This is a genomic window from Clostridium pasteurianum DSM 525 = ATCC 6013 (genome assembly GCF_000807255.1).
Taxonomy (GTDB): domain Bacteria; phylum Bacillota; class Clostridia; order Clostridiales; family Clostridiaceae; genus Clostridium_I; species Clostridium_I pasteurianum.
In genome coordinates this window covers 2,198,306-2,224,169 of sequence record NZ_CP009268.1, presented here as the reverse complement: position 1 = coordinate 2,224,169, position 25,864 = coordinate 2,198,306, and the positions used below count along the sequence as shown (strand labels likewise).

The following is a 25,864-nucleotide window of genomic DNA, read 5'->3' as shown; positions in this document are numbered from 1 at the left end:
GGTAGGTAATTTTATGAAAGTTTTAGTAATAAATTGTGGAAGTTCATCACTAAAATATCAGTTAATAGATATGTCAGGTGAAAATGTATTAGCAAAGGGACTTGTGGAAAGAATAGCTATAGAAGGGTCCATACTTACACAAAAGGTAAATGGAGAAAAATATGTAGTTGAACAACCAATGAAAGATCACAAGGAAGCAATAAAATTGGTATTAGATGCATTAGTAGACAGTACTCATGGAGTAATAAAAGATATGTCTGAAATATCTGCTGTAGGACACAGAGTTGTTCATGGCGGTGAAAAATATGCAGATTCTGTACTTATTGATGAAAATGTAATGGAATCAATTAAAGAATGTGTAAAATTAGCTCCATTACATAATACACCTAATATTATTGGCATAAATGCATGTAAAGATTTAATGCCAAATACTCCAATGGTAGCCGTATTTGATACAGCATTCCATCAGACTCTTCCAGATTATGCTTATATGTATCCATTGCCTTATGATCTATATACTAAGCATGGTATAAGGAAATATGGTTTTCACGGTACATCACATAAGTATGTTTCAAAAGCTACAGCAGAGTTTTTAAATAAAGATATAAGCTCACTTAAAATAATCACATGTCATCTTGGAAATGGAGCTAGTGTAGCGGCTATATCATCAGGAAAATGTGTAGATACAAGTATGGGATTTACACCACTAGCGGGAGTCGCAATGGGAACAAGAAGTGGAGATATTGATCCTGCAATAGTGACATTTTTAGTGAAAGAGTTAAATTTAAGTGCAGATGAAGTAAATAATTTATTAAATAAACAGTCTGGTATTTATGGAATCTATGGTAAAAGCAGTGATATGAGAGATATAAAAAAGGCAGGTTTACAGGAGCATGATGAAAGAGCAACTCTAGCCTTAAATATTTTTCACTATAAAGTAAAACAATTTATAGGTTCTTATGCTGCAGCTATGAATGGAGTAGATGCAGTAGTATTTACAGGCGGTATTGGGGAAAATTCTCCGGAAAATAGAGAGGGAATATGTGAAAACATGGACTTCTTGGGAATTAAAATTGATAAGAAAAAAAATGCAGAAACTATTGGCGATGATGAAGATATAAGTGCAGCAGATTCTAAAGTTAAGGTTTTAGTTATTCCTACTAATGAGGAACTTATGATTGCCAGAGATACAAAGGATATTGTCAATAAGTTAAATTAAATCTTGACATTTCTACCGTGGATTTATATAATAAATTGTGTTATTTTGCATATGAGGATTAATTAGTTAATAGCTATCTGTATATTAAGGAGGGAATAGCAGCTTTAGCTCGAGCTATGTGATTACACATTATATACATGACTTTATGTATGAGAAAAATTTATAATTTTTCAGAGCTAATTATATTATGGTAAATATTTCTGATTTAATTAATAAAAAGATAAATAAAAAAGATATTGATGTAGTATTGGATCTAAAAGAATTCAATGATAATTATGAGACCTATAAAGTGTTGGAACCTATAAGAGTTAAAGCAACTTTAACGAAGCAGGGAGATGTAATTTCTATTTTAGGACTGATTAGTGGTAAGATTCAACTTACTTGTTCTAGATGTCTCCAAAATTTTAGCTATGAATTGCAACTTGAATTACAGGAAAAGCTGACTAATAATCCTGAAAATAAAGATGATGAAATCATCTTTATAAATAATGATAAACTAGAGTTAACAGAAATTGTTGAAAACAATATCATAATGTCACTTCCTATACAAAGGTTGTGTAAAGAAGATTGTAAGGGTTTATGTCAAGTTTGCGGTACAAATCTCAATAAAGGTTCATGTAATTGTGATAATCCAGATATAGATCCAAGGCTAGCAGGACTTAAAGATTTGTTTTCTAACAACTAAGGAGGTGTTTATTGTGGGAAATCCAGCAAGAAAATTTTCAAAAGGTAGAAGAGATTCAAGAAGAGCTCAAACATTTAAATTAAGTGCGCCAGGTATAGTTGAGTGCCCAAATTGTCACGAAATGAAACTTGCACACAGAGTTTGCAAAAACTGTGGACATTACAAAGATAAAGAAGTTGTTGCAGTAGCAAAATAGAAAGAAAAGAAAGTCGTAAGACTTTCTTTTCTTTCTATTAGAAATAAAAAATTAGCTATGGTAATTTATTGAATACTATGATTAAATTTATATAGTATATAGTAATAAATTTAATCATAAAAGGGATGTGTGATATATAGTGATTATAGCGGTAGATGGAATGGGTGGAGATAATGCACCTAAAGCTGTAGTAAAAGCTTGCACAGAAGCTGTAAATGAATTTTCAGTGGATATAATTATAACGGGAAATGAAAAAATTATAGCAGAAGAACTAGAAAATTATAATTATAATAAAAATAAAATAGATATACTAAATACTACAGAAATTATAACTCAAAATGAACATCCAGTAATGGCTATTAGAAAGAAAAAAGATTCAAGTCTCTACAGAGCTTTAAATTTAGTAAAAGAGGGAAAAGCACAGGCGGTTATTTCAGCAGGAAGCACAGGAGCATTGATGGCAGGAGCTACCTTCATAGTTGGAAGGATAAGAGGTATAGATAGAATTGCGCTGGCACCAATTATTCCAGGAAAAAATAGACCCTTTATGTTAGTAGATGCTGGAGCTAATGTAGATTGTAAACCTCAATATTTATTACAATTTGCATTTATGGGTAAAGTATATTTTGAAAATATATTAAAAGTAGAAAATCCAAGTATAGGACTTATAAATATAGGTTTAGAAGAAGAAAAGGGAAATGAACTTACTAAAAAGACTTATGAACTTTTAAAAAAATCCAACTTAAATTTCACAGGTAATGTGGAGCCACGAGATATTTCTAGTGGAGATGTCAATATATTAGTGTGTGATGGCTTTGTGGGAAATACTGTATTAAAGATGTATGAAGGGGTAGCTTCAAATATTTTTAGTATGTTGAAATCGGAAATAATGTCATCCATGAAATCTAAAATAGGTGGTCTTTTGTTAAAACCAGTTTTTAAAAACTTCAAAAATAAATTTGATTATACTGAGTATGGAGGATCTGCATTTCTAGGTACTAAGGGAATAGTATTAAAAGCTCATGGAAGTTCTGATGAAAAAGCCTTTAAAAATGCTATAAAGCAAGCAAAAATATGTTATGAAGGTAAGTTCATAGAAAAAATATCTGGTGAACTTGAGAATATAAATAATCTTATTGATAAATCTGAATCAGAAATGCCTAATCAATAATATTCCAAAAATTCCTTGATTATCTATATTTACCTGTTGTATAATCATAAAAGATAAAAATATAATTGTCTTTTAGTATATAAATTTAAAATTAATCATAATAATATTGACGGTAGGGTTTATATGTAATATTATCTATATTAGAGTTTAGGAGGTGAATTTACATGTTTGAAAAGGTTAAAAGTATTATAGCTGATCAATTAGGTTTAGATGCTAGTGAAATAACAATGGAATCTTCATTCGTTGATGATTTAGGTGCTGATTCACTTGATATAGTTGAATTAATAATGGCTTTGGAAGAGGAATTTGATATAGAATTTCCTGATGAAGATGCAGAAAAAGTATCAACTGTCGGAGATGTGGTGGAATACATAAAAGCACATACCGAAGAATAGTAGGCTAGTCCCGTTTAATACGGGGCTTTAAATTTTTAAAAAGTTTATTCTTGAATCTTTATGTGTATATGGATTGAAGAATGGACTTTTGGGGAGATGTTTTATTGTTAATGCTAAAAGAAGATATTGAAAAATTGGAGAAAATACTAAAAATAGATTTTCATGATAAAAATTTATTGAGGACAGCTATTACTCATAGCTCTTATGCAAACCAGAAAAATATACAATACAATGAAAGATTGGAATTTCTAGGTGATTCTGTACTTCAGATTGTCATTTCAGAATATTTGTTTTTGAACTATAAAGATAAAACAGAGGGGGAACTTTCCAAAAAAAGAGCGTTAATTGTATGTGAAAATTCTCTTTTTAAAATTGCTAATAGTTGGCACCTAGGTAAATACATATTTATGAGTAAAGGTGAGGAAATTACTGGAGGAAGAACAAGAGTATCTATATTATCAGATTGTGTTGAAGCAATAATTGCAGCTATATATCTGGATAAAGGATTTGAATTTTCAAAAGAATTTATATTAAGTAATTTTCAAAAGATTATTGAAATGGCTATGAAGAATCAAATAATTTTGGATTATAAAACTAGACTTCAAGAAGTTCTACAGAAGAATGGAGATGCGGATATAAAGTATAAATTATTAAAATTTGAAGGACCACCTCATAGACGAAAATTCTATATTTCAGTGGCGTTTAATGGAACATTAAAAGGAGAAGGTACAGGTTTTAGTAAAAAAGAAGCCGAGCAAGATGCGGCACAAACTGCATTAAAAACTATAGGAGAGTTATATGAATAAAAGACATTATATAATTCCAATTTTTGTACCCCATGAAGGCTGTCCTCATAATTGTGTATTTTGCAATCAAAACACTATAACGGGGAATAGTAATTTAGTTAATGGTGAATTTGTAATAAATATAGTTGAAGAATACTTAAAAACTATAGACAGGGAAAAATCCATTATAGAAATTTCTTTCTTCGGAGGAACTTTTACGGCAATAAACATAGATAAACAAAAGGAGCTTTTATCTGTGGCTAAAAGTTATAAAGATAGGGGAAAAATAGATTTTATAAGGTTGTCTACAAGACCAGATTATATAGATGAATTTATACTAGATAACCTTAAGACTTATGGAGTGGATATAATTGAATTAGGTGTTCAATCTATGGATGATAATGTTCTGAAACTGTCGGGCAGAGGTCATGACTATAGAGATGTATTTAAAGCTTCTAAACTTATTAAAAAGTATAATTTTTTACTGGGACATCAAATAATGCCTGGACTTCCTGGAAGTAATTTTGAAAAAGATATTTATACAGCTAGAGAAGTTATAAAATTAAAACCAGACATATGCAGGATATATCCAGCGTTAGTAATAAGAGATACACCTATGGAAAAAATGTATATAAGCAATACATATAATCCTTATACTTTAGATAAAGCTGTAGAGGTATGTAAAAAAATATATGGTATGATGTATGTTAACAATATAAATGTAATAAGAATAGGACTTCAACCAACGGAAGAAATAAATATAGGAAAAGAGTTAATTGCAGGTCCCTTCCATCCAGCTTTTAGAGAATTGGTACAGGGAAGTATATATAATGATATGATACTTTCTGTAATTCCAAAACAGTATAAAGGAGTAGTTTTTATTGAAGTTAACAATAAAGATATATCAAAATTATATGCCAATAAAAAAGAATATTTTAATGCTATGAAGGTTAAAAATCCAAATTGTATATTTAAAGTATCTCAAAATATAAATATACCCTTAGAAAATATAAATATAAAATTTAATGATAAATTAAAAAGTTTATCTATGTATAATTATTTTTTACAGCATAGTTAGTTACAATATGTTTAATTGAAATTTTTATCTTTATAATATAAACTAAAAATAAATATATTCTTAAATATTAAATTTTAGGAGGATAAAATGAAAAAATCAAGTAGAGAAAAGTTCTTGAGAACGGCAATTGTATTTATAGTATTTATTTTTATTTTAACTACAGTTTTAAGCTTTATTCAATAACCATTTCAGCTTTATCTATTAATAGGATAGAAATAGTTAATTTATTTAAAGTTAGTTTAAGTAGAAACTGCTACTAATAAATAGATTCATTTGTATTAGGAGAGTGTAATAAATAATGTTCTTGAAGACCATTGAAATAAGGGGATTTAAATCCTTTGCAGACAAAATAGAATTGGATTTTAAGAAAGGTGTAACAGCAGTAGTGGGACCTAATGGTAGTGGTAAAAGTAATATATCTGATGCAATAAGGTGGGTTTTAGGAGAACAGAGTATAAAGACTTTAAGAGGCGGCAAAATGGAGGATGTAATATTTGCGGGAACTCAATATAGAAAATCTGTGGGACTTGCTCAAGTGGTACTTACTTTGGATAATTCAGATAAAGGTATACCTATGGATTATAATGAAATAACTATAGCTAGAAGATTGTATCGTTCTGGTGAAAGCGAATATTATATTAACAACACCAAATGCAGACTTAAAGACATACAGGAAATGTTTATGGATACCGGTATAGGCAAAGAGGGCTACTCAATAATCGGACAGGGTAAAATAGAAGCAGTTCTCAGTGGAAAATCTGAGGAAAGACGTGGACTCCTAGAAGAAGCTGCTGGTATTGTGAAGTTTAAGACAAGAAAAGAGGAAGCTGAAAAGAAACTTGAAAGCACGGAGGAAAATCTTGTAAGAATAGATGACATATTGAGTACTTATGAAGAAAGACTTGAACCTTTAAAAAAAGAAAGTGAAAAGGCTAAGAGTTTTGTTAAATTATCTGAGGAACTTAGTAAAAAAGAAATAAATTTATTAGTCAATTCAGTAGAGAAGCTTAAAATAAAGATTAAAGATATATCAGTTGAAATTAAAAATTTGGATTGTGAAATTAATAAATTAAATAATGAAAGACATAAAAATAAAGTTGATTTAAAAAGCTATAATGAATCTCTATATGAAATTGAGAATCTGTATAAGGTTCAAAGAGAAGAATATTATGAAAAAAAAGCTCAGTATCAGAGTATACTTTCAGATAATAATTTAATAAATGAGAAAATACAGAATTTAAATAACTTAAAATCACAGTATACAAGAGATTTAGAACAATTAAGAAAAAAGGTTGACAGTTATTTACTTGAAAATAAAAAATGTACTGATGAATACTTATTATTAAAAAATACATTAGAAGAATATAATGAGAAATTTAATTGTATAGAAAATAATTTAGAAATAAAACAGGAAAAGATGAAAGAAAATGAAGGCCTTTTAAAAAAATATAAAGATGAAGAATTTGATACTTTAGGAAATGTATCGGATTTAAAAAACCTTATGATAATAATAAAGAGAGATATAGAGAGTTATGATTTGAATATAAATCAAATTAAAAGTGCCTGTGAAAGTTATTCAAGTTCTATTAAAATAAATACAAATACTAAAATTTCGCTTGAAAATGAATTATCAAAAATAAAAGTTAAGATAGAAAAATATGAATTAGATATATCAGAAAATAAACGCAATATATCAAAAATCAGTAGAATTTTAAGTGCTGATGAAAGGCTATTTAATAATCTAAATGCTGAAATCAATAAATTGGAAGCTAATAAAAATATGCTTAATAGTTTAGAAGATCAATATGAGGGATATAACAAATCAGTAAAAAATCTTATGATACATATAAAAAAGGGTTATATTAATAAAGAAAATAAAAAGTGTATTGTATTAGGTGACTCTATAAATGTGGAAAAAAGGCTGGAAATAGCTATAGAAATAGCATTGGGATCAGCTATTTCCAATATAATTACTGAAGATGAAATCTTAGCAAAAGATCTTATAAAATATTTAAAATATAATAAATTGGGTAGAGCTACTTTTTTACCATTAAATATTTTACAAAATAAAAAATTTAATATAGATAATTCTATAAAGAGTATCGTTGGATATATTGGTATTGCAAGTGAATTAATAGAGTATGATAGCTCACTTACAAAGGCAATTGAGCATGTACTTGGAAGGACACTTATAGCAGAAAATATGAATAGTGCTTTGGAAATATCAAAGAAATCTAACTTTAGATTTAAAATTGTAACTTTATCTGGAGAAGTTGTTAATCCTGGAGGGGCTCTTACTGGTGGAAGTATATATAAAAAGAATTTTAACATCATTGGGAGGAAAAGAGAGATACAAGAATTGGATTCTAAGATTATTTCAATGAAAGAAGAAATTAATAAACTTTTTTTGAAAAATAAAGAAAATGCTAATAATATTAAAAAATTAGATGACATGAATTTGAATTTGAAAGACTCTATACATTTTGAAAATATAGAAATTACAAAAATTCAAAGCAGGATTACTTCCATTGATATAGAAAGTAAAAAGTTAAATAAAAATTATAGTATTTCTGTTGATGAAATTAATATTCTCCATAGTAAAAAGAAAGAATCTACAGAGGAATTAACAAATAAGCAAAAAGAAATTGACAATTTGGAGGAAAAGCAAAAAAAGCTACTGGATTTACAGAAAAGAATTGAAGATGAACTGATAAATGTGAGTAAAGATGTTTCATCTTTAAAAGAAAATATAACTTCTATAAAAATAGAGAAGGCTAAGTTAGATGAAAGTAGTATAAATAAGAAAAGAGAAATTAATAGATTAAATGAGGAAATAGCTATTGCAAGAGATAAATGTCAAGAGCTTGAGAGTAACATAAATAACTTTGAAGGTAATTTTTTAAAATTTAAGGATAAATTAAAACTTAATAAAGAGGAATTAAAGGAAATAGAAGAATTTTTATCAGATATGGATGTCAATTTTCAAGAAACTGAAATTAATAAGATAAATATGAATCAAAAAATAAAATATTATAGTGATAAAATTGAAGAATTTAACATCTTAATTAATAGGAAGGAAGAAGAGAGACATAAGATACAGTTAAGTTTAACAAGACTTGAAACTGAAAGTGATGCTTTAACAGGGCGTTTGAAAGAAGAATTTAAACTTGATTTTTTAGAAGCTCTATCATACAAAGTAGAAATTTATGATTTAACAAGCTATAAAAATAGTATTAGAGAAATAAAGAATAATATTTCTAAAATGGGTACTGTTAATGTAGGATCTATTGAAGAATATAAAGGTGTTAAGGAAAAGTATAATTTTATGTACAATCAAAGAGAGGATTTAGTAAAATCTAAAGAAGAGATAGTAAATGTTATAAATGAAATGACTTATAAAATGAAAAGCGTATTCAGTGAAAATTTTGAAAAGATCAGAAAGAATTTTGCAGAAACCTTTAGAGAGCTGTTTAAAGGAGGAAATGCTGACCTCATACTTTCTGGAGAGGATGTATTATCTTCTAATATAGAAATCAACGTAGAACCACCAGGTAAAAAACTTCAAAATATAAATTTAATGTCTGGAGGAGAAAAAGGACTTTCTGCCATTGCATTACTTTTTGCAATTTTAAAAATGAAACCTACACCTTTTTGTATACTTGATGAAATTGAAGCAGCTTTAGATGATGCAAATGTAGCTAGATATGCTGATTTTTTAAGAAAGTTTTCAGAAAAGATACAGTTTATAGTGATAACCCATAGAAAGGGTACTATGGAAGCAAGTAATATATTATATGGGGTGACTATGGAGGAAAAAGGTGTGTCAAAAGTAGTGTCTGTGGATTTAGCAGTTTAATAAAACTCAATAATTATGTGATTTATAAGGAGGAACTATGATTAGTGGATTTTTTAATAAATTAAAGAGTGGTCTTTCTAAGACTAAAAGTAATTTTACTGACAGAATTACTGAAATTTTAACAGGTACTGTATCCATAGATGAGGATATGTATGATGAACTAGAAGAGATACTTATAACCTGTGATATTGGAGTGGAAACATCAGTATACATAATTGATAAATTAAGAGAAAAGATAAAGCAGGAGAAGATAAAGGATCCTTCAGAGGTGAAAGACTGTTTAAAACGAGTGATATTAGATATATTGGAAAACTCAAAGGGGTCTATAAGTCCAGAGTCTAAACCTGAAACAATTCTGATTGTAGGGGTAAATGGCGTTGGAAAAACTACTTCCATAGGTAAAATAGCATCAAAGTTAAAAAAGGAAAAGTATAAAGTAATTATGGCAGCAGCAGATACTTTTAGAGCTGCGGCTATAGATCAGCTTGAAGTTTGGAGTAAAAGGGCTAATGTTGATTTAATAAAGCATCAGGAGGGCTCTGACCCTGCAGCTGTAGTATATGATGCTATACAAGCAGCTAAAGCGAGAAGAGCAGATGTACTTATCTGTGATACTGCAGGAAGACTTCATAATAAGAAAAATTTAATGGATGAGCTTGGTAAAATAAATAGAATTATAGACAGAGAGTTCAGTGATAGTGCTAGAAAAACCTATTTGGTATTAGATGCTACTACTGGACAAAATGCTGTTATACAGGCAAAACAATTTACAGAAGTATGTAATATAGATGGAATAATACTTACTAAATTGGATGGTACCGCTAAAGGTGGAGTAATTATATCTATTAAGCATACTTTAAATATTCCTGTAGAACTTATAGGTGTTGGAGAAGGAATAGATGATCTTCAGGAATTTAATTCAAATGAATTTGTGGAAGCCCTATTCTAGTTTTATTGAAGGTGTTAAGTAAAAATACTTGACACCTTTTTTTTATTTTGTTATTATAATAGCTGTGAGTTGGTGATTTATATGGAAGAGAGATTTCTAATATCTATACTTTTAGATATATACGGTGAATTATTAACTAATAAGCAAAAAAATATAATGAATTTTTATTTTAATGAAGATTTGTCTTTATCCGAAATATCTGAACTCAATAATACTAGTAGACAGGCAACTTACGATATAATAAAAAGATGTCAAAAACTTTTGCTGGACTATGATAGTAAATTGGGGCTTTTGGAAAAAGAACAGAGAATTTCCCAAATTAAAAAAGATATTCATATAAAATTAGAAGAATTAAGAAAAGATATTGATATAAATAAAAAAATAGATATTATAGAAGACATAAAATTAATTATTAGTAATATATAAATATAATTTAAGAGTTATAGGAGGACTAATATGGCTTTTGAGGGATTAACTTCTAAACTTCAAGAAACAATAAAAAAATTAAAAGGCAAGGGAAAGCTTTCTGAAGGTGATATAAAAGAAGCCATGAGAGAGGTAAAAAGGGCTCTTTTAGAGGCCGATGTAAATTTTAAGATTGTTAAAGATTTTGTAAAAAAAGTCAGTGAGAAATGTCTTGGAAATGAAGTTATGGAAAGTTTAACTCCAGGGCAGATGGTAATAAAAGTAGTTAATGACGAATTGACAGCATTAATGGGTAAAACGGAAAGTAAAATAAATTATAGTGATACTGGAATAACTGTAATTATGCTTGTGGGACTTCAAGGTGCTGGTAAAACAACTATGTGCGGTAAGTTGGCACTTTCTTTAAAAAAGAAAAATAAAAAACCACTATTAGTAGCTTGTGATGTGTACAGACCAGCTGCAATTAAACAGCTAACTGTAGTAGGTAAATCCATTGATATTCCCGTGTTTTCTATGGGAGATAAGGTAAATCCAGTGGATATTTCTAGAGCCGCTATTGAGCATGCAAAAAATAATGATTGTAATGTGGTAATTGTAGATACTGCTGGTAGGCTTCACATAGATGAAGCATTGATGGATGAGTTAAAGAATATTAAATCAAATATAAATCCAAGTGAAATATTACTTGTGGTAGATTCTATGACTGGTCAAGATGCAGTAAATGTAGCTGAAAGTTTTAATAATACTCTTGATATTAATGGAGTTATACTTACAAAGCTTGATGGAGATACAAGAGGTGGAGCAGCTCTTTCAATAAGATCAATGACAGGCAAACCAATAAAGTATGTAGGTCTTGGTGAAAAGATGAATGATTTAGAAGTATTCTATCCAGATAGAATGGCTTCTAGAATACTTGGCATGGGTGATGTATTGTCATTGATTGAAAAGGCTCAAAGTGCTATTGATGAAAAAGAAGCTAAAGAGCTTGGTGAGAAAATGCTTAGCCAAGATTTTAATTTTGAAGACTTTTTATCTATGTTTAAGCAGGTAAAAAAGCTGGGACCTATTGGAAAATTGCTTGAAATGCTTCCGAATAATGCAAGCACTAAAATGCTTCAAGGTGTTGATTTGAGTAATAGTGATAAAGAGTTGAAAAAAGTTGAATCTATAATATATTCAATGACTGTAAAAGAAAGAAAAAATCCTACATTGATAAGCTCTTCCTCTTCTAGGAAAAAGAGAATTGCATCGGGGTCAGGTACATCAGTTCAGGAAATTAACAAATTATTAAAACAGTTTGAAATGATGAGAAAAAGTATGAAACAGATGAAAGATATGCAAAAGATGGCTAAAAAAGGTTTGTTTGGTAAATTTCCTTTCTAGCTTTAATATATTACTCAATATAATCTATATTATTTTTAAGCTATTTAAATTAACTAGTAGTTTATATTTTGTAAGATTCATAATTCTTTGAAGGAGGTGATTTTAAATGGCAGTTAAGATAAGACTAAAGAGAATGGGTGCAAAAAAAGCTCCATTTTATAGAATTGTTGTTGCAGATTCAAGAAGCCCAAGAGATGGAAGATTTATAGAAGAAATAGGATATTACAATCCTACTACAGAGCCAATAACTGTAAAAGTTGATTCTGATAAAGTAGCTGAATGGATGAAGAATGGTGCTCAACCATCAGAAACAGTTAAAAGACTTTTAACTAAAAATGGAGTGATTAAATAGTAACTGGGAGGATTTTATATGAAACAACTATTGTACATAATTATAAGATCATTAGTTGATAACCCAGATATGGTAGAAGTAACTGAAGTTATTGAAGAAAATTCTTTAGTACTCAAGTTAAAAGTTGCACAAGAGGATATGGGCAAAGTTATTGGTAAACAGGGACGAATAGCTAAGGCTATAAGAACTGTTATAAAGGCAGCAGCTGTAAAACAGAACATGAAAGTTGTTGTAGAGATAATATAAGAGTTAGGATTAACCTAACTCTTTATTAATTTAATAATTTTATATAGAGGTGAGAATTTTATATGAAGGAATTTCTTACAGTTGGTCAAATTATAAATACTCATGGTATAAAGGGCGAAGTTAAAGTTTACCCATTGACGGATAATACAAATAGATTTAGAAAAATAAAAAAAGTTTACATAGATGATGAAGAAAGAAATGTTTTATGGTGCAAAATACAACCAGATAAGATCATTATGAAAATAGAGGGAATTGAAACACCAGAGGTGGCTTTTAAGTATAAAAATAAATATTTAAAAGTATCAAGAAAAGATGCAGTTGCTCTTGAAAAGGGAAGCTATTTTGTAGCAGATATAATAGGTTGTACTGTTATTGACGAGGAAGAGAAAATTATTGGCACAGTTCACGATGTCATATTTACAGGAAGTAATGATGTATATTGGGTAAAAGGAAATGAAGATGACGTAATGATACCTGCGCTTAAATCTATAGTGGTCAATATGGATATGAGTAATAAGCGTATAGTTATAAAGCCGGTGAGAACATGGAGTTAACTATTGATATATTGACTTTATTTCCAGAAATGTTTAATATTTTTGATTACAGCATAATTGGAAGGGCTAAAAATAAAGGAATAATAGATATAAAAGCTCATAATATTCGTGATTATACTCTTAATAAACATAATAAAACAGATGATTATACTTATGGTGGTGGTGCAGGGATGCTTATGACTCCACAACCTATAGTTGATTGTATTGAATATATAAAGAAAAGCAGCAAGGGAAAAGTTATATTTTTAGGTCCACGTGGAAAGACTTTTAACCAGAGTATGGCTAAGAAACTATCTAAAGAAAAGGAATTAATATTCTTATGTGGTCATTATGAGGGAATAGATGAGAGAATATATAAATATATTGACTTGGAAATATCACTAGGAGATTTTGTGCTGACTGGTGGTGAAATGGCCTGTATTCCTATAATAGATAGTATAAGTAGGATGATACCAGGTGTTCTAGCTCGTAATGAGAGTTTTACAGAAGAGTCTTTTTATGAAGGACTTTTGGAATATCCACAATACACAAGGCCAGAGTGTTTTAGAAATGAATCTGTTCCAAAGATTCTACTTTCAGGGCATCATGATAATATACGAAAATGGAGGAGAAAACAAGCTCTTTTAATAACAAGGGAAAAAAGACCAGATTTGTTTAAAAATATTAAATTATCTAAAGAGGATAAAAAACTTTTATCAGATGATTAATATGCTAATACTGCTAAAGTAAAAAGGATGCGTATCTGTATGAGGATTTAAATATTAAAAGCTACCATGTTTTATCAATTTCGTAGATAAAAAAATTTTTCTTGAAAAAGTATTTTATTTGCATTATAATGTAATTTGTGCTAGTACGGGCGGTCCTCTGATTGTATTATTAATAATGCTGGTTATGAACGTCAAATAAATTTTAGGAGGGAATGCACATGTTAGATATAATTAAAGCTATAGAAGCAGAACAAATTAGAACAGATTTACCAGAATTCAATGTAGGAGATACTATTAAGATTGATGTAAAAATTAAAGAAGGTGAAAAGGAAAGAATCCAGGCTTTTGAAGGTACAGTTATTAAAAAGCAAAATGGTGGATTAAGAGAGACTTTCACTGTAAGAAGAGTAGCTTATGGTGTTGGTGTTGAAAGAACTTTCCCAATTAATGCTCCTATAATAGACAAAATTAAGATTGTTAGAAGAGGTAAAGTTAGAAGAGCTAAGTTATACTACTTAAGAGATAGAGTAGGAAAGGCTGCAAAAGTTAAGGAATTAAAGTAAAAACGGGGCTAGATGGCCCTTTTTTATTTATTTAATATTTGGCCTATAGTGGCTGTCTTTGTTTATATTTTAAGTAAATAAACTAAATTTAATGCAATATATATATATCCAAGTTGAAATATAAATCTTATATTTCTTAAATAATGACAGTAAGATATTTGTTGTGCTTATTAATATTTAATTGTGAAAGTGGATATCTATAAGTTACAATTAATTAAAATTATTGATATTGGTGGTGAAGTAATATAGCAAGAAGAATTATAAGAAGGTTTATTTTAGCTTTTATTTCAGCAGTATTGATTATGGCTTTTTTATTGCAGATAGTGAGTGTAAATGGACCTTCTATGCTTAATACCTTTTTTACTAATGATAAAATTGTAGTAGAAAAGATAACTTATTATTTCAGCTCTCCTAAAAGACAAGATATAATATTATTTAGGCATAATAATGAGAAATACATAAAGAGAGTTATTGCAGTAGAGAATGATAAAATAAAAATTGTAGAAGATAAAGTATATGTAAATGGCAAACTTATTAAAGAACCTTATGCAGTTTATGATGTTAAAAATAATAAGTCTAAAAATGACAATTCAATTCATAACCTTACAGAAACTGTAGTACCAAGAGGTATGATTTTTGTTATGGGTGATAATAGATATGATAGTTTAGATAGTAGATTTAAAGAGATAGGATTTATAGATAAGAAATTAATAGTTGGCAAAGTAATTATGAGAATTTATCCTATTGCTAAATTTGGAAAGGTATGATAATTATTATGGTAAATGAAATAAATTGGTTTCCAGGCCATATGGCAAAGACTAGAAGAGAAATAAAAGAAAATTTAAAGTTGGTAGATGCCGTTATTGAAATAAGAGATTCTAGAATAGTACAATCCAGCGCAAATCCTGAAATTGATAAAATTTGTAAAGATAAACCTAGAATAATATTACTTAACAAATGTGATTTAAGCGAAGAAAAGGTAACTAAGGAATGGATTAATGTTTTGTCTAAAAATAATGTAAAAGCTTTAGCTGTAAATAGTTTAAATGGATTAGGATTAAATAGTATTAAAGGAGAAATTGACAAACTTCTTAAAGAAAAAATAGATAGACTTAAGCAAAAAGGAGTTATCAGTGTAATTATAAGAGCAATGGTAGTTGGTATACCAAATGTAGGGAAATCTTCCTTTATAAATAAGATGGCTAAAAATACTGCAGCAAAAATTGGTGATAAACCAGGAGTAACTAAAAGCAAGCAATGGATAAAAACAAAAATGGGAATTGAACTTATGGATACTCCAGGAGTGTTATGGCCTAAATTTGAAGAGAAAAAAGTTGGATTAAATTTAGCTTTTACAGGGGCTATAAAGGACGAAATTATGGATGTAGAAGAATTGGCATTAAGTCTTATTGAGAGACTTCAAAAATATTATCCCGATAGATTGATAAAAAGATATAAATTAGATTCTTTAGAGGAAACTGCATTGGAAAATATGGATAAAATAGCAAAAAAAAGAGGGGCTATTTTATCTAAAGGTAATATTGACTATAACAGGGTGTCTATTATGCTATTAGACGAATTTAGAGGAGGTAAATTAGGGCAAGTTTCATTAGAACGTCCTGTAGAATAATATGAATTTTTATAATATGAGTTATATAAAAATAAAAGAATATGCAGATGAATTGAATATAGATGAGTATGAAAAACTAGCTGAACAATTAAAAGATGATAGTAGAAAAAATGTTCAGAGATTGATCAAGAGGCTTTTAAATATGAAGTATAGAAAAGATCAAGAGATAGCTAGGGTAAAAAACATGTATGATTTTGATATGAAATTTCTTAAATACGGACATCTATCTGGAGTGGATGAGGTGGGAAGAGGACCTCTTGCAGGACCTATTGTGGCTGCAGCTGTTATATTAGACTTGAACAAATTTAATGAAGATATGATACTTGATATAAATGATTCTAAAAAGTTATCAGTAAAAAAAAGAGAAGAACTTTCTAAAATAATAAAGGAAAAATCAATATGTTTTAATATTTCATTAATTGATAATATGGAAATAGATTTGAAAGGCATAGGTGTTTGCAATCAACAGGTATTAAAATCAGCGGCAGAAGGACTTAAAATTACTCCTGATTATGTGATAAGTGATGGATATCCTATAAAAGAACTGGATATACCTAGCAGCTATGCTGTAAAAGGTGATAGTAAAAGTGCCAGTATAGCTTGTGCTTCTATTATAGCTAAAGTGTATAGAGATAATTTGATGAAGGAATATGCTGAAAAGTACCCAGAATATAATTTTGAGAATAATGTAGGCTATGGAAGTAAAGTACATATAGAAGCTATAAAGAAGTTTGGGATAACTCCTATTCATAGAAAGAGTTTTTTAAAAAATATAATATAAGGATAAATTAATGTACTGAATATAATTATTTTGTAATATTCAAATGAGGTTTGATAGTTGATGTGCTGTAGAAGTCTTATTCTAAAAATCAGTACGATGTAAAGGAAATTAATAATATAGTTGGATGGTTTCAACAAAATTACGAATTAAAAAAGAGTCTTATTTAAAGGCTCTTTTTTGTTTTTATAAAAGTAAAATTAGTATTTATTTTTCCAATCATCATCATTGCTGTTGCACTAACTATTGATATTGCTGCAGTATTTAAAAATCTATTTGGAATGAAATAACATGCTATAATTAAAAATAGAGTAATAAATATAGAATAATATTTAAGTTTTAGTCTTCGCTCCTTACTTTTTATTGGTTTATTAATATTATCTACAGGGGAAAAAATACAAATAAGTATAAATGAAATAATTAATAATGATATTATAATGATAGTATTAATTATTAGATATTTACCACAAATAATTATCATAAAAAATACAATAAAACTTATGAAAAAACAGCCCCAATAAGTTTTTGCATGATATCCACCAGAAAATAATCTAATAGGGCAAAAAAATAATAGGGCGATTATGTAATACTTTTGCAAAGATAATATCCAAAATATAATAAAATAGGGAACAAACTTTGTAATCTCATCAATGAAACAAATTAATCCATATTCCATTTTCTTTAGATCCAATTCTGAATAACCAGGATTAGATTCAGAGATTTTCTTTACGAAAGAAGATATAAGTGTATTCATTTATCTAGCTCCTTCATTTTAAATTCAATTAAAAATGTAGTTCTTTCTGGAGTACTTTCTAGGAATATACTTCCGTTGTTTTGTTCAATCAATTGTTTAATAATATATAGTCCAAATCCATGATCTTGTGATTTTTTAGTCTTGGTAGAAAATCCTCTACCAAAAATTTTACTTTGAATATCTTCAGGTATCATATCTCCATTATTAGATATTTCAATAAAAAATTTATTATCTTTACTAAAAGAATCTATTGTTATTTCTTTATTTTCAATACTAGATTTGACTTCAAATGCCTCAAAGGCATTATCTATAATATTGCTTATAATACTTATTAGGTCATTTTCTTTAATGTCTATTGAGCTGAAAGGTTCATCAATCATTACATCAAAATTTATATTGTTTTTTAATGCGTAACTATTTTTTATAGATAACAATCCACTTAAATAATCATTACCTGTGTCTATGTATTTGAATGACGAGTGAAGTTTACCTGAAATTCCACTTACATAGTTTTTTATCTTTTGAATGGTATTTGATTTGTTCAAGGAACACAATCCCCATATAACATTTATATGATTTGTAAAATCATGTTTTTCCTGCCTGATTATTTTAATTATTTCTTCCATATTTTTTATTTGATTTTCTTGTATTTTATATTTAGCTTCTATCTTTACAATCCTTTTATATTCGTCGATTCCTTTTAATTGAAATATTATAAATATAAAAAATATAATAAATATAAAACAATTATATACTTTAGTATTTTGTATAGTGAATATACTAAAGTTAATGCTAAATATAAGAGCAGAAAAAATGCCTGTTTGAATTATTATATTTGAAAAAATAATACCATCTTTTTCGAATAATTTAAATATCTTAAAGTGTTTACTGAATTTAAAAATCACAAGAGCTATTATTATTTGAAGTGATTTAGCAGTTATTAAAAAAATATATAAGTATTTAGAGGTCAAATAAATTTTATCTAAGCTTATAGAGAACACAAACATTTCAATAGTTTGAATAAAATATTCTGTTATTGAAAGAATTACAATAAATAATGATATTATTATGACAGAAGAAAATAATTTGATTTTTGTAATATATGTTAGTAGCAAAGCATCAAATATATATAGAAAAATATTATGATAAGCATCAGCTATATAAAATGTAGAAAAGTATGTTACAAATATAAATAATGTGAAAAATAAAATTGATCTTAATTTGTTTCTTATTATGAAATCTTTCTTATCATATACAGCTTCAAAAATTATTAAAATTAGTATTGCTTCAATACTATCTAACATTATTTCTCTCAAGAAATCCATTTCGAGTCTCCTTTATGCCTAATTGTTATAAAAATCATAGATAAATATTTATCTATGATTTTTATAAAGATTAATTCTTATTTTAGAAATTCATCAGGACATTTTGGTTGATGTGACCCTAATGTTGATGCTGGTGTTATAACAATTGTTCCTAAAAATAAAGCTACAAAACCTGCAATTTTCATTGACCTTGATACTAATAGATTTTTAATGTTTTTCATTTTAATTACCTCCATTGTAAAATAATAACTCAATATATTTATTCTACAACAATTTACTTTTTCCTTCATAATTTTAAAAAAAATTATATTTAAATAAAAAAAGTTTATATTATAAATTAATTCTTATCATATTTGTAATATTTAATAATTAAAAAGTAGAGTTTGTCAGCAAAACATATCTGAGTTTTGATTATAATTTTAAGTAATAAATTTAATTATAATTTTAACAACAAATATTAAAGTAAATATAATGCTGAAAAAATTAGGGCAAAAAGTAATTAAAATAACGCTATCAAGTTTATCTGATAGGTATCCAGGTTCTGTTTGATAGCTAAATAAACTTTTGGGATGTTTTATTTTATGAAAATATCTGTTTATACTGAAATTTGTTAGATATTTACATATAAGCAGTATAAGATTACAACAGGAGATGAAAATAAAAAGTTCAATAAACATATTTACTTTGTCCCAATTGATTTTATGTACTTCTATCCACCATTCATTATATGTAAGCCAATCATAAAATGCCATAAAATTTCAGTAAATAGACAATAAATAATAAAAGATCTATAATTATCATATCCACGAAATAGTCTTTTTGTTTTATATATAAACATCTAATTAGAAATAAAAATTAGCAATATCATAATTAAAATTAATATTAATATGGTATCTCCTATAACCAAATCTATATAATGTTTCATAAAATCTCCTTATTATCATAGGATTCATCTTCTTGTGGATATCCAATACATACTTTTTTTATATTTTATGTAATTTACTTATTTTTTGTATAAGACAAAATTATAACTGTAAATATAATGCATGCTATTCCTAACCATTGATGTATACCTAAGGGAACATGTAACCATATCACAGATAAAAAAGCTGCAGATAGAGGTTCAACAGAAGATAATATGCTTGCTTCTGTTGGTTGTATATAGTTTAAACTTTCCAAATAGCAACAGAAAGCAATAAGAGTTCCAAATAATACTATAAATATAACAGCAAATATTGAAGTAATAGACCATTGACCTATAATATTCCAAGGCTGATGGACAAAACTAAAAGCTATTCCACCAATGAGCATTCCCCAACCAACTACAAGTATAGAACCAAATTTAGCAAGAAGGGGGCGAGGTTGCAATGTATAGAAAGCTGCTGCAAAAGCAGAACTAATTCCCCAAAATAATGCTAATTTAGAAATAGATAAGCTATGAATATTACCTTTTGTAATGATAAAAAAAGTACCTAATATTGCTAAAGTAATAGCTGTGATTTCTTTTAAATTTGGCATTTTTTTAGTACGAATGATTAAATAACAAGTAACTAGTACTGGTGACAAATATTGAAGTATGGTGGCTGTAGATGCATTTCCATATTTAATAGCAGCAAAATAGGTATACTGTACACCTAATATTCCTATAATACTAAAAAGAATGAGACTCAATATAGTATGTTCAGACTTCCAAATTGCCCATATATTTTGTTTATTTTTCATAAAAGCATATAATAACAAAATTAGCCCAGATACTAATAGACGAATCACAACAAGCCACTCTGGACTAAAACTTTTTTTCTGAAATAAATATTGTGCAACAGTGCCGGATATTCCCCATAACATGGCACCTGTGATTACAAGAATTATTCCTTTTGTTTTCGGTTGAAACTTCATTAAACTTTCACTCACTTTCTTTGCAGTTATTCTGAAACAGTTATAAGTTAAATGCAAATATATTGATTTATCCGAATAAATATGTAATAATTTTATTACTATTTTCAATATATAACAATTAATATATTGTCAAAAATTAAAACTATATTAGCGAGATGGTAAAAATGCAGGCTTCAAAAATAGAAGTGGATGACAATTTACAGGAGACAACAAAACATGGTTCTTATGATTTCCCAATAGCAATTTATACAGATAAATTTAACCTATTTGAAGAAGGGTATATTAGGTGGCATTGGCATAAGGAACTACAGTTTTCCTATTGTCTTTATGATAAGGTGATTTTTTTCATTGAAAATCAAAAAATTATCTTAGAAGCTGGGGAAGGAATTATGGTGAATTCAAATGTACTTCATCAAATTAAGCCGTATAAGAATAATAATTGTATGATGTTTTCCATTGTCTTCGACTCAGCTTTAATTGGAGGTAATAAGCATTCACTTATTGCAAAAAAATATTTAAATCCAATTCTTGAAAGCAGTAATTTGAAATTTATTTGCCTAAAGCCTGATGTTCAGTGGCAGAAAAATATATTGGTGAATATAAAAAAAGTTTTTTCTTTGTGGAATAAAGAATCCTATGGGTATGAATTGGGAATAAGAAATTATTTATGCAGTATTTGGTTAAATATAATTAGAGAAGTGAAAGAAGAAATTAAGAATTCTGTACTAGTAGTCTCCCATGATGAGGAACGTGTAAAGTTAGCGTTACAGTATATACATGAACATTATGCAGAGAATATTTCATTAAATAATATTGCAATGATAGCCAATATAAGTAAAAGTGAATGCTGTCGTAGCTTTAATAGGATTTTAAAAGTAACACCTTTCGGATATTTAATGGAATATAGAACTTTAAAGGCATCAGAACTACTTTTAAAAAGTGAGAAATCTATTTCTATCATTGCTTTGGAGGTAGGTTTTAATGGAATAAGTTATTTTGGAAAAGTATTTAAAAAATATATGAATTGTACACCTTCTGAATATAGAAATAAATATAATTTAAAATAGCTTAGGCATTTTCTTGTATATGTATTTTTTAACAATATATAGTTAGGACTTTACACATACTATTTTACTAGAGTGTATTAATTTATATAGTAATTATGTCTTTAATTAAACAGCATTTCTAAATTTTATTTACAAAATGAAATAGATGTACCGCAACATTGGAGTACATCTATCGTAGAAGAATATTATGAAAAATTTAAAGCTTAGCTTAATTATTGACATATATTATGGATTTATTTATAAAATTAAAGTTTACAAATAATTCTTAATTATGAAATGAAATAATAACGATTATAAAATATAATTATTTGTAAAATAAAGGTTTTAAAACAGGGGGTAAAAAATAATGAATGATAATTCAGAAATAAAAGAAACTCCAGATGAACCAAGAATAAATATAGAAGAACCATGGGAAATGAATTTATGGTGTGCATTACTAAAATGTACGAAAGATGAATTACTTACGGCCATTAAATTAGTTGGAAATCATGAAAAAGATATAAGGAATTATTTAAATAGTAAGAATGAGTAGCTCGTATAGCTATTCTTTTTTTCAGACAAAGAAATATATGTTGCCTAACCAACAGGAAGGCAACATGAAAAAGTGTTATCAGTAATGTTCTATATCATAACGTATGTATATGCATTAATAGACAGACCATTATTTTTATTGTTATAAATTATTATTAAGGAAATTGATGGAAATATACTATACGATTTTTTCATCTACAAATTTTCTATATTGTGTTGCTTCAATAATATCTACAGGATTTATTTTATTATTTCCATGCATATCTGCAATAGTTCTTGAAACTTTTAATATTCTACTATAGGCTCTAGTACTTAATTGAAACTTATTAAAAATATTTTTAATAATCCTATTTGATTCATTAGTAAGTTCACAAAATTTTTTTATATGTCTTTCTTCCATTTGTGCATTGCAATGAATTGCATCATTTTTAAATCTATCCAATTGTATCTCTCTAGCCTGTAATACTCTTTTAGCTATATCTATAGAAGATTCTGATTTTTTTTTCATGCTTAATTCCTCATAATTTAAAGTATTTACAAAAGAAAAAAGATCTATACGATCAAGAAGAGGATTTGAAAGTTTACCAAGATATCTTTTCCTTTCATATTCTGTACACACACATTCTTTGTTGGAACCGTAGTTACCACAGAGGCATGGATTTAAAGATCCAATTAACATAAAATTACAGGGATAAGTCACATTTCCCGTAGCTTTAGAGAGTTTTATTACTCTATCTTCTAGAGGCTGTCTTAATACTTCTAAAGTGGATTTTTTAAATTCTAATATTTCATCTAAAAATAGTACTCCATTATGTGCTAATGAAATTTCACCAGGAATGAGTTTTGCTCCACCGCCAACCAAGGCTATTTGTGAGCTAGTATGATGAGGATTTCTAAAAGGTCTTTTAAATATTAAAGTGTTATTTTCAAGCTTTCCGCATACGCTGTATATTTGAGTTACTTCTAAGGCTTCATCATAATTTAGCGGAGGCAGAATACTAGGAATTCTCTTAGCTAACATAGTTTTTCCTGAGCCTGGAGGACCAAAAAGTATCATATTATGTCCTCCAGAAGCTGCTACTTCTATGGCACGTTTAGAACTTTCTTGACCTATAATATCTTTAAAATCCAATAGGGATTTATGAACTTCAGCTATTTCTTCATATTTAAAAGGCATAGAATCTTTATATTGAAAGTAATTTACCACTTGAGACAAATTATCGAAAGGAAAAATTGAGCAATTTTTAACCATGGAACATTCCTTTGCATTTTCTGTGGGAATAATAACATTATTAATTCCCTCTTCTACACTTTTTAATGCAATAGATAGTGCCCCCTTAATTTTCTTTAAGGAGCCATTAAGAGATAGCTCACCTGCTATGATATATTTATCTATAGAATCTATACTTATTTGATTGGTTATTGCTAAAATTCCAATTGCTATGGGTAAATCAAATAAAGCTCCCTCTTTTTTTAAATCTGCTGGAGCAAGATTTATAGTTATTCTATTTACTGGAAATTTAAATCCAGAATTTATTATAGCAGATCGTACTCTTTCTTTAGATTCTTTAACAGATGTATCTGCAAGACCAACTATATTAAAAGAAGGTAATCCCTTTGATATATCCACTTCAACATTAATTATAATACCATTAATACCAGTAAATGTAGCTGCATTAATTTGTAATGCCATTTTATCACCTCTTAGAGATTATTATTGACATATTTTTATAAATATAAGCCATTATAAAATTAATAATTTTAGTATAATATTTATTTTATTTGGCTATAAATTCTATTATCGGTATTTGATAAAATATATTTTTGAGAGGCGATGTCATGGGTAGATATAATAAAGAAATAGGAAATTATGGCGAAAATGAAGCAGTACAGTATCTGCAAGACTTGAACTATGAAATAATAGAAAGAAATTTTAAATGTAAAATGGGTGAAATAGATATAATTGCTAAATACAAAGAAACATTATGTTTTATAGAAGTAAAAACTAGATATGCAACAAATTATGGATTTCCAGCAGAAGCTGTTGATAGGAGAAAGCAATTTAAAATATATAAAATTTCTGAATTGTATATCATAAAAAATAAGATTTCAGATTTAAATTTTAGATTTGATGTTATAGAAGTTTTATTGAACAGTAAAAATAATAGATTTTCATTAAGATTAATAGAAAATGCTTTTCAAATATAAAAGTAAGGAGATTTGTATGAATGATTATGATTTATGGTTTATTTTACTTAATATAAATAATAAAAGAAAAATAAATTTAATAAAAAGATTTAAAAGTACTAGAGAAATATGGTATTATACTGTAAATGAATGTAACGATAAACAGGATAAATTTAATAAAAAGATAAAATGGGAAAAAGATAAGATTGAATTTGTTAAGAATTTAATTTTTAAAAATAAAATAAACATCATTACCTTTATGGAAAATGATTATCCTGATATATTAAAAAATTATGATGATTCTCCCTTTGCACTTTTTTATAAAGGAAATTTAAAAAAGTTAAATGAATCCATAAATATTTCTATAGTTGGATCTAGGGCATGCTCACCTTATGGAGTTAATGTAACTAAGATAATATTAAAAGAACTTAAAGGACATAATATAAATATAATTAGCGGCTTAGCCAAGGGAATAGATTATTATGCTCATTTATATGCTGTTGAAAATGATATGTTTACTTGTGGAGTACTTGGATGCGGCATTGACGTTGTGTATCCAAAATCAAATAAAAAGCTATATGAATCTATATTAGAAAAAGATGGCTGTATAATTTCTCAGTTTATGCCAGGCACACAGCCTCTAAGTTATAATTTTCCACTGAGAAACCGTATTATTAGTGGACTAAGTAAAATTACAATAGTAGTAGAAGCAAATTTAAAAAGTGGATCTCTAATTACTGCTAGTGCTGCTTTAGATCAAGGTAAAGAGATTATAGCAGTTCCAGGTTCAATATTTTCTAAAAATAGTTTAGGCACTAATAAATTAATTAAAGATGGAGCATTTCCACTGACTTCTATAGATGATATATTTGATTTATTATCTATAAATCATTATGATAGTAAAATCAGCGGCGATGAAAGAAATATGAATAATTTAGAAAAAAAAATTTATAATGTAATTAGTGATGTACCCATACATATGGACGATATTATAAAGTTAACTAATATTGACATATCGCAAATTTATGAGTTATTATTTGAAATGCAAATAAAAGATGAAATTATGTGTTTAAGTGGTAATTATTATGTTAAATTAAATAATAATATTTAGAATATGAAATTATAATTGAA

At 27.5% G+C, this 25,864-nt stretch carries 28 protein-coding genes; 23 read left to right on the top strand and 5 right to left on the bottom strand.

The window, feature by feature from the left end; translation table 11 throughout:
* The first annotated feature begins 13 nt into the window (after positions 1 to 13).
* The 19 genes from CLPA_RS10110 (at position 14) to CLPA_RS10020 (ending at position 16,976) form a co-directional block, all read left to right on the top strand.
* On the top strand, positions 14 to 1,219 hold the full coding sequence (locus CLPA_RS10110; RefSeq protein ID WP_003442135.1) for an acetate kinase: 1,206 nt from the start codon (positions 14 to 16) through the stop codon (positions 1,217 to 1,219).
* A gap of 187 nt (positions 1,220 to 1,406) precedes the next feature.
* Positions 1,407 to 1,904, top strand: coding sequence for a YceD family protein (locus CLPA_RS10105; RefSeq protein WP_003442136.1), 498 nt, complete (start codon positions 1,407 to 1,409; stop codon positions 1,902 to 1,904).
* 13 nt (positions 1,905 to 1,917) lie between these two features.
* A complete protein-coding gene (gene rpmF / locus CLPA_RS10100; protein WP_003442137.1) occupies positions 1,918 to 2,100 on the top strand; it encodes a 50S ribosomal protein L32 in 183 nt (60 codons plus the stop codon).
* A gap of 139 nt (positions 2,101 to 2,239) precedes the next feature.
* Positions 2,240 to 3,271 (top strand): phosphate acyltransferase PlsX, encoded by a 1,032-nt coding sequence (gene plsX, locus CLPA_RS10095; protein ID WP_003442138.1) that lies wholly within the window; start codon positions 2,240 to 2,242, stop codon positions 3,269 to 3,271.
* Positions 3,272 to 3,435: 164 nt separating this feature from the next.
* On the top strand, positions 3,436 to 3,666 hold the full coding sequence (acpP, locus tag CLPA_RS10090; protein ID WP_003442139.1) for an acyl carrier protein: 231 nt from the start codon (positions 3,436 to 3,438) through the stop codon (positions 3,664 to 3,666).
* Positions 3,667 to 3,776: 110 nt separating this feature from the next.
* On the top strand, positions 3,777 to 4,472 hold the full coding sequence (rnc, locus tag CLPA_RS10085) for a ribonuclease III (protein WP_003442140.1): 696 nt from the start codon (positions 3,777 to 3,779) through the stop codon (positions 4,470 to 4,472).
* Complete coding sequence (locus tag CLPA_RS10080) at positions 4,465 to 5,529, top strand: elongator complex protein 3 (protein WP_003442141.1); 1,065 nt, start codon at positions 4,465 to 4,467, stop codon at positions 5,527 to 5,529. The genes rnc and CLPA_RS10080 overlap by 8 nt, the downstream gene beginning before the upstream one ends.
* A gap of 298 nt (positions 5,530 to 5,827) precedes the next feature.
* Positions 5,828 to 9,385 carry a chromosome segregation protein SMC gene (gene smc, locus CLPA_RS10075; protein WP_003442143.1) on the top strand — a complete coding sequence of 1,186 codons (3,558 nt, stop codon included), beginning with the start codon at positions 5,828 to 5,830 and terminating at the stop codon, positions 9,383 to 9,385.
* A 37-nt stretch (positions 9,386 to 9,422) separates the two neighbouring features.
* Positions 9,423 to 10,334 carry a signal recognition particle-docking protein FtsY gene (gene ftsY, locus CLPA_RS10070; protein ID WP_003442144.1) on the top strand — a complete coding sequence of 304 codons (912 nt, stop codon included), beginning with the start codon at positions 9,423 to 9,425 and terminating at the stop codon, positions 10,332 to 10,334.
* A gap of 81 nt (positions 10,335 to 10,415) precedes the next feature.
* A complete protein-coding gene (locus tag CLPA_RS10065; RefSeq protein WP_003442145.1) occupies positions 10,416 to 10,760 on the top strand; it encodes a putative DNA-binding protein in 345 nt (114 codons plus the stop codon).
* A 30-nt stretch (positions 10,761 to 10,790) separates the two neighbouring features.
* Complete coding sequence (gene ffh, locus CLPA_RS10060; RefSeq protein ID WP_003442147.1) at positions 10,791 to 12,143, top strand: signal recognition particle protein; 1,353 nt, start codon at positions 10,791 to 10,793, stop codon at positions 12,141 to 12,143.
* Between the two features lie 106 nt (positions 12,144 to 12,249).
* A complete protein-coding gene (rpsP, locus tag CLPA_RS10055; protein WP_003442149.1) occupies positions 12,250 to 12,495 on the top strand; it encodes a 30S ribosomal protein S16 in 246 nt (81 codons plus the stop codon).
* An 18-nt stretch (positions 12,496 to 12,513) separates the two neighbouring features.
* Positions 12,514 to 12,741 (top strand): KH domain-containing protein, encoded by a 228-nt coding sequence (locus CLPA_RS10050; protein ID WP_003442151.1) that lies wholly within the window; start codon positions 12,514 to 12,516, stop codon positions 12,739 to 12,741.
* A gap of 62 nt (positions 12,742 to 12,803) precedes the next feature.
* Positions 12,804 to 13,295, top strand: a complete 492-nt coding sequence (gene rimM / locus CLPA_RS10045; protein ID WP_003442153.1) for a ribosome maturation factor RimM — start codon at positions 12,804 to 12,806, stop codon at positions 13,293 to 13,295.
* Positions 13,286 to 14,002, top strand: coding sequence for a tRNA (guanosine(37)-N1)-methyltransferase TrmD (trmD, locus tag CLPA_RS10040; RefSeq protein WP_003442156.1), 717 nt, complete (start codon positions 13,286 to 13,288; stop codon positions 14,000 to 14,002). Before rimM ends, trmD begins: the two co-directional genes overlap by 10 nt.
* A 218-nt stretch (positions 14,003 to 14,220) precedes the next feature.
* Positions 14,221 to 14,565 carry a 50S ribosomal protein L19 gene (gene rplS / locus CLPA_RS10035; RefSeq protein ID WP_003442159.1) on the top strand — a complete coding sequence of 115 codons (345 nt, stop codon included), beginning with the start codon at positions 14,221 to 14,223 and terminating at the stop codon, positions 14,563 to 14,565.
* Between the two features lie 245 nt (positions 14,566 to 14,810).
* Positions 14,811 to 15,332: a signal peptidase I gene (lepB, locus tag CLPA_RS10030; protein WP_034830036.1), complete on the top strand. Its 522-nt coding sequence runs from the start codon at positions 14,811 to 14,813 to the stop codon at positions 15,330 to 15,332.
* A gap of 8 nt (positions 15,333 to 15,340) precedes the next feature.
* On the top strand, positions 15,341 to 16,195 hold the full coding sequence (gene ylqF, locus CLPA_RS10025) for a ribosome biogenesis GTPase YlqF (protein ID WP_034830212.1): 855 nt from the start codon (positions 15,341 to 15,343) through the stop codon (positions 16,193 to 16,195).
* 16 nt (positions 16,196 to 16,211) lie between these two features.
* Positions 16,212 to 16,976: a ribonuclease HII gene (locus CLPA_RS10020; RefSeq protein ID WP_034830215.1), complete on the top strand. Its 765-nt coding sequence runs from the start codon at positions 16,212 to 16,214 to the stop codon at positions 16,974 to 16,976.
* A gap of 163 nt (positions 16,977 to 17,139) precedes the next feature.
* On the opposite strand, the gene CLPA_RS10015 is transcribed toward CLPA_RS10020, so the two are convergent.
* From CLPA_RS10015 to CLPA_RS10005, 4 genes are all read right to left on the bottom strand, one after another.
* Positions 17,140 to 17,727: an accessory gene regulator ArgB-like protein gene (locus CLPA_RS10015; RefSeq protein ID WP_003442171.1), complete on the bottom strand. Its 588-nt coding sequence runs from the start codon at positions 17,725 to 17,727 to the stop codon at positions 17,140 to 17,142.
* The gene (locus tag CLPA_RS10010; protein WP_003442174.1) at positions 17,724 to 19,052 is read right to left on the bottom strand and encodes a sensor histidine kinase; all 1,329 of its coding nucleotides are present in this window, start codon (positions 19,050 to 19,052) and stop codon (positions 17,724 to 17,726) included. Before CLPA_RS10010 ends, CLPA_RS10015 begins: the two co-directional genes overlap by 4 nt.
* Positions 19,053 to 19,129: 77 nt before the next feature.
* Complete coding sequence (locus CLPA_RS20455) at positions 19,130 to 19,273, bottom strand: cyclic lactone autoinducer peptide (RefSeq protein WP_003442177.1); 144 nt, start codon at positions 19,271 to 19,273, stop codon at positions 19,130 to 19,132.
* 778 nt (positions 19,274 to 20,051) lie between these two features.
* Complete coding sequence (locus tag CLPA_RS10005; protein ID WP_003442179.1) at positions 20,052 to 20,948, bottom strand: DMT family transporter; 897 nt, start codon at positions 20,946 to 20,948, stop codon at positions 20,052 to 20,054.
* A 164-nt stretch (positions 20,949 to 21,112) separates the two neighbouring features.
* Between CLPA_RS10005 and CLPA_RS10000 the strand changes: the two genes are divergently transcribed.
* Together CLPA_RS10000 and CLPA_RS09995 are read left to right on the top strand one after the other, a co-directional pair.
* Positions 21,113 to 22,015, top strand: coding sequence for an AraC family transcriptional regulator (locus CLPA_RS10000; protein WP_003442183.1), 903 nt, complete (start codon positions 21,113 to 21,115; stop codon positions 22,013 to 22,015).
* A 346-nt stretch (positions 22,016 to 22,361) separates the two neighbouring features.
* Positions 22,362 to 22,547 (top strand): DUF3606 domain-containing protein, encoded by a 186-nt coding sequence (locus CLPA_RS09995; protein WP_003442186.1) that lies wholly within the window; start codon positions 22,362 to 22,364, stop codon positions 22,545 to 22,547.
* A gap of 177 nt (positions 22,548 to 22,724) precedes the next feature.
* On the opposite strand, the gene CLPA_RS09990 is transcribed toward CLPA_RS09995, so the two are convergent.
* A complete protein-coding gene (locus CLPA_RS09990; protein ID WP_003442189.1) occupies positions 22,725 to 24,239 on the bottom strand; it encodes a YifB family Mg chelatase-like AAA ATPase in 1,515 nt (504 codons plus the stop codon).
* A 146-nt stretch (positions 24,240 to 24,385) separates the two neighbouring features.
* On the opposite strand from CLPA_RS09990, the gene CLPA_RS09985 reads away from it, so the two are divergent.
* Positions 24,386 to 24,754: a YraN family protein gene (locus CLPA_RS09985; RefSeq protein WP_003442192.1), complete on the top strand. Its 369-nt coding sequence runs from the start codon at positions 24,386 to 24,388 to the stop codon at positions 24,752 to 24,754.
* 16 nt (positions 24,755 to 24,770) lie between these two features.
* Complete coding sequence (gene dprA, locus CLPA_RS09980) at positions 24,771 to 25,844, top strand: DNA-processing protein DprA (RefSeq protein WP_003442196.1); 1,074 nt, start codon at positions 24,771 to 24,773, stop codon at positions 25,842 to 25,844.
* The last annotated feature ends 20 nt before the right edge of the window (positions 25,845 to 25,864 follow it).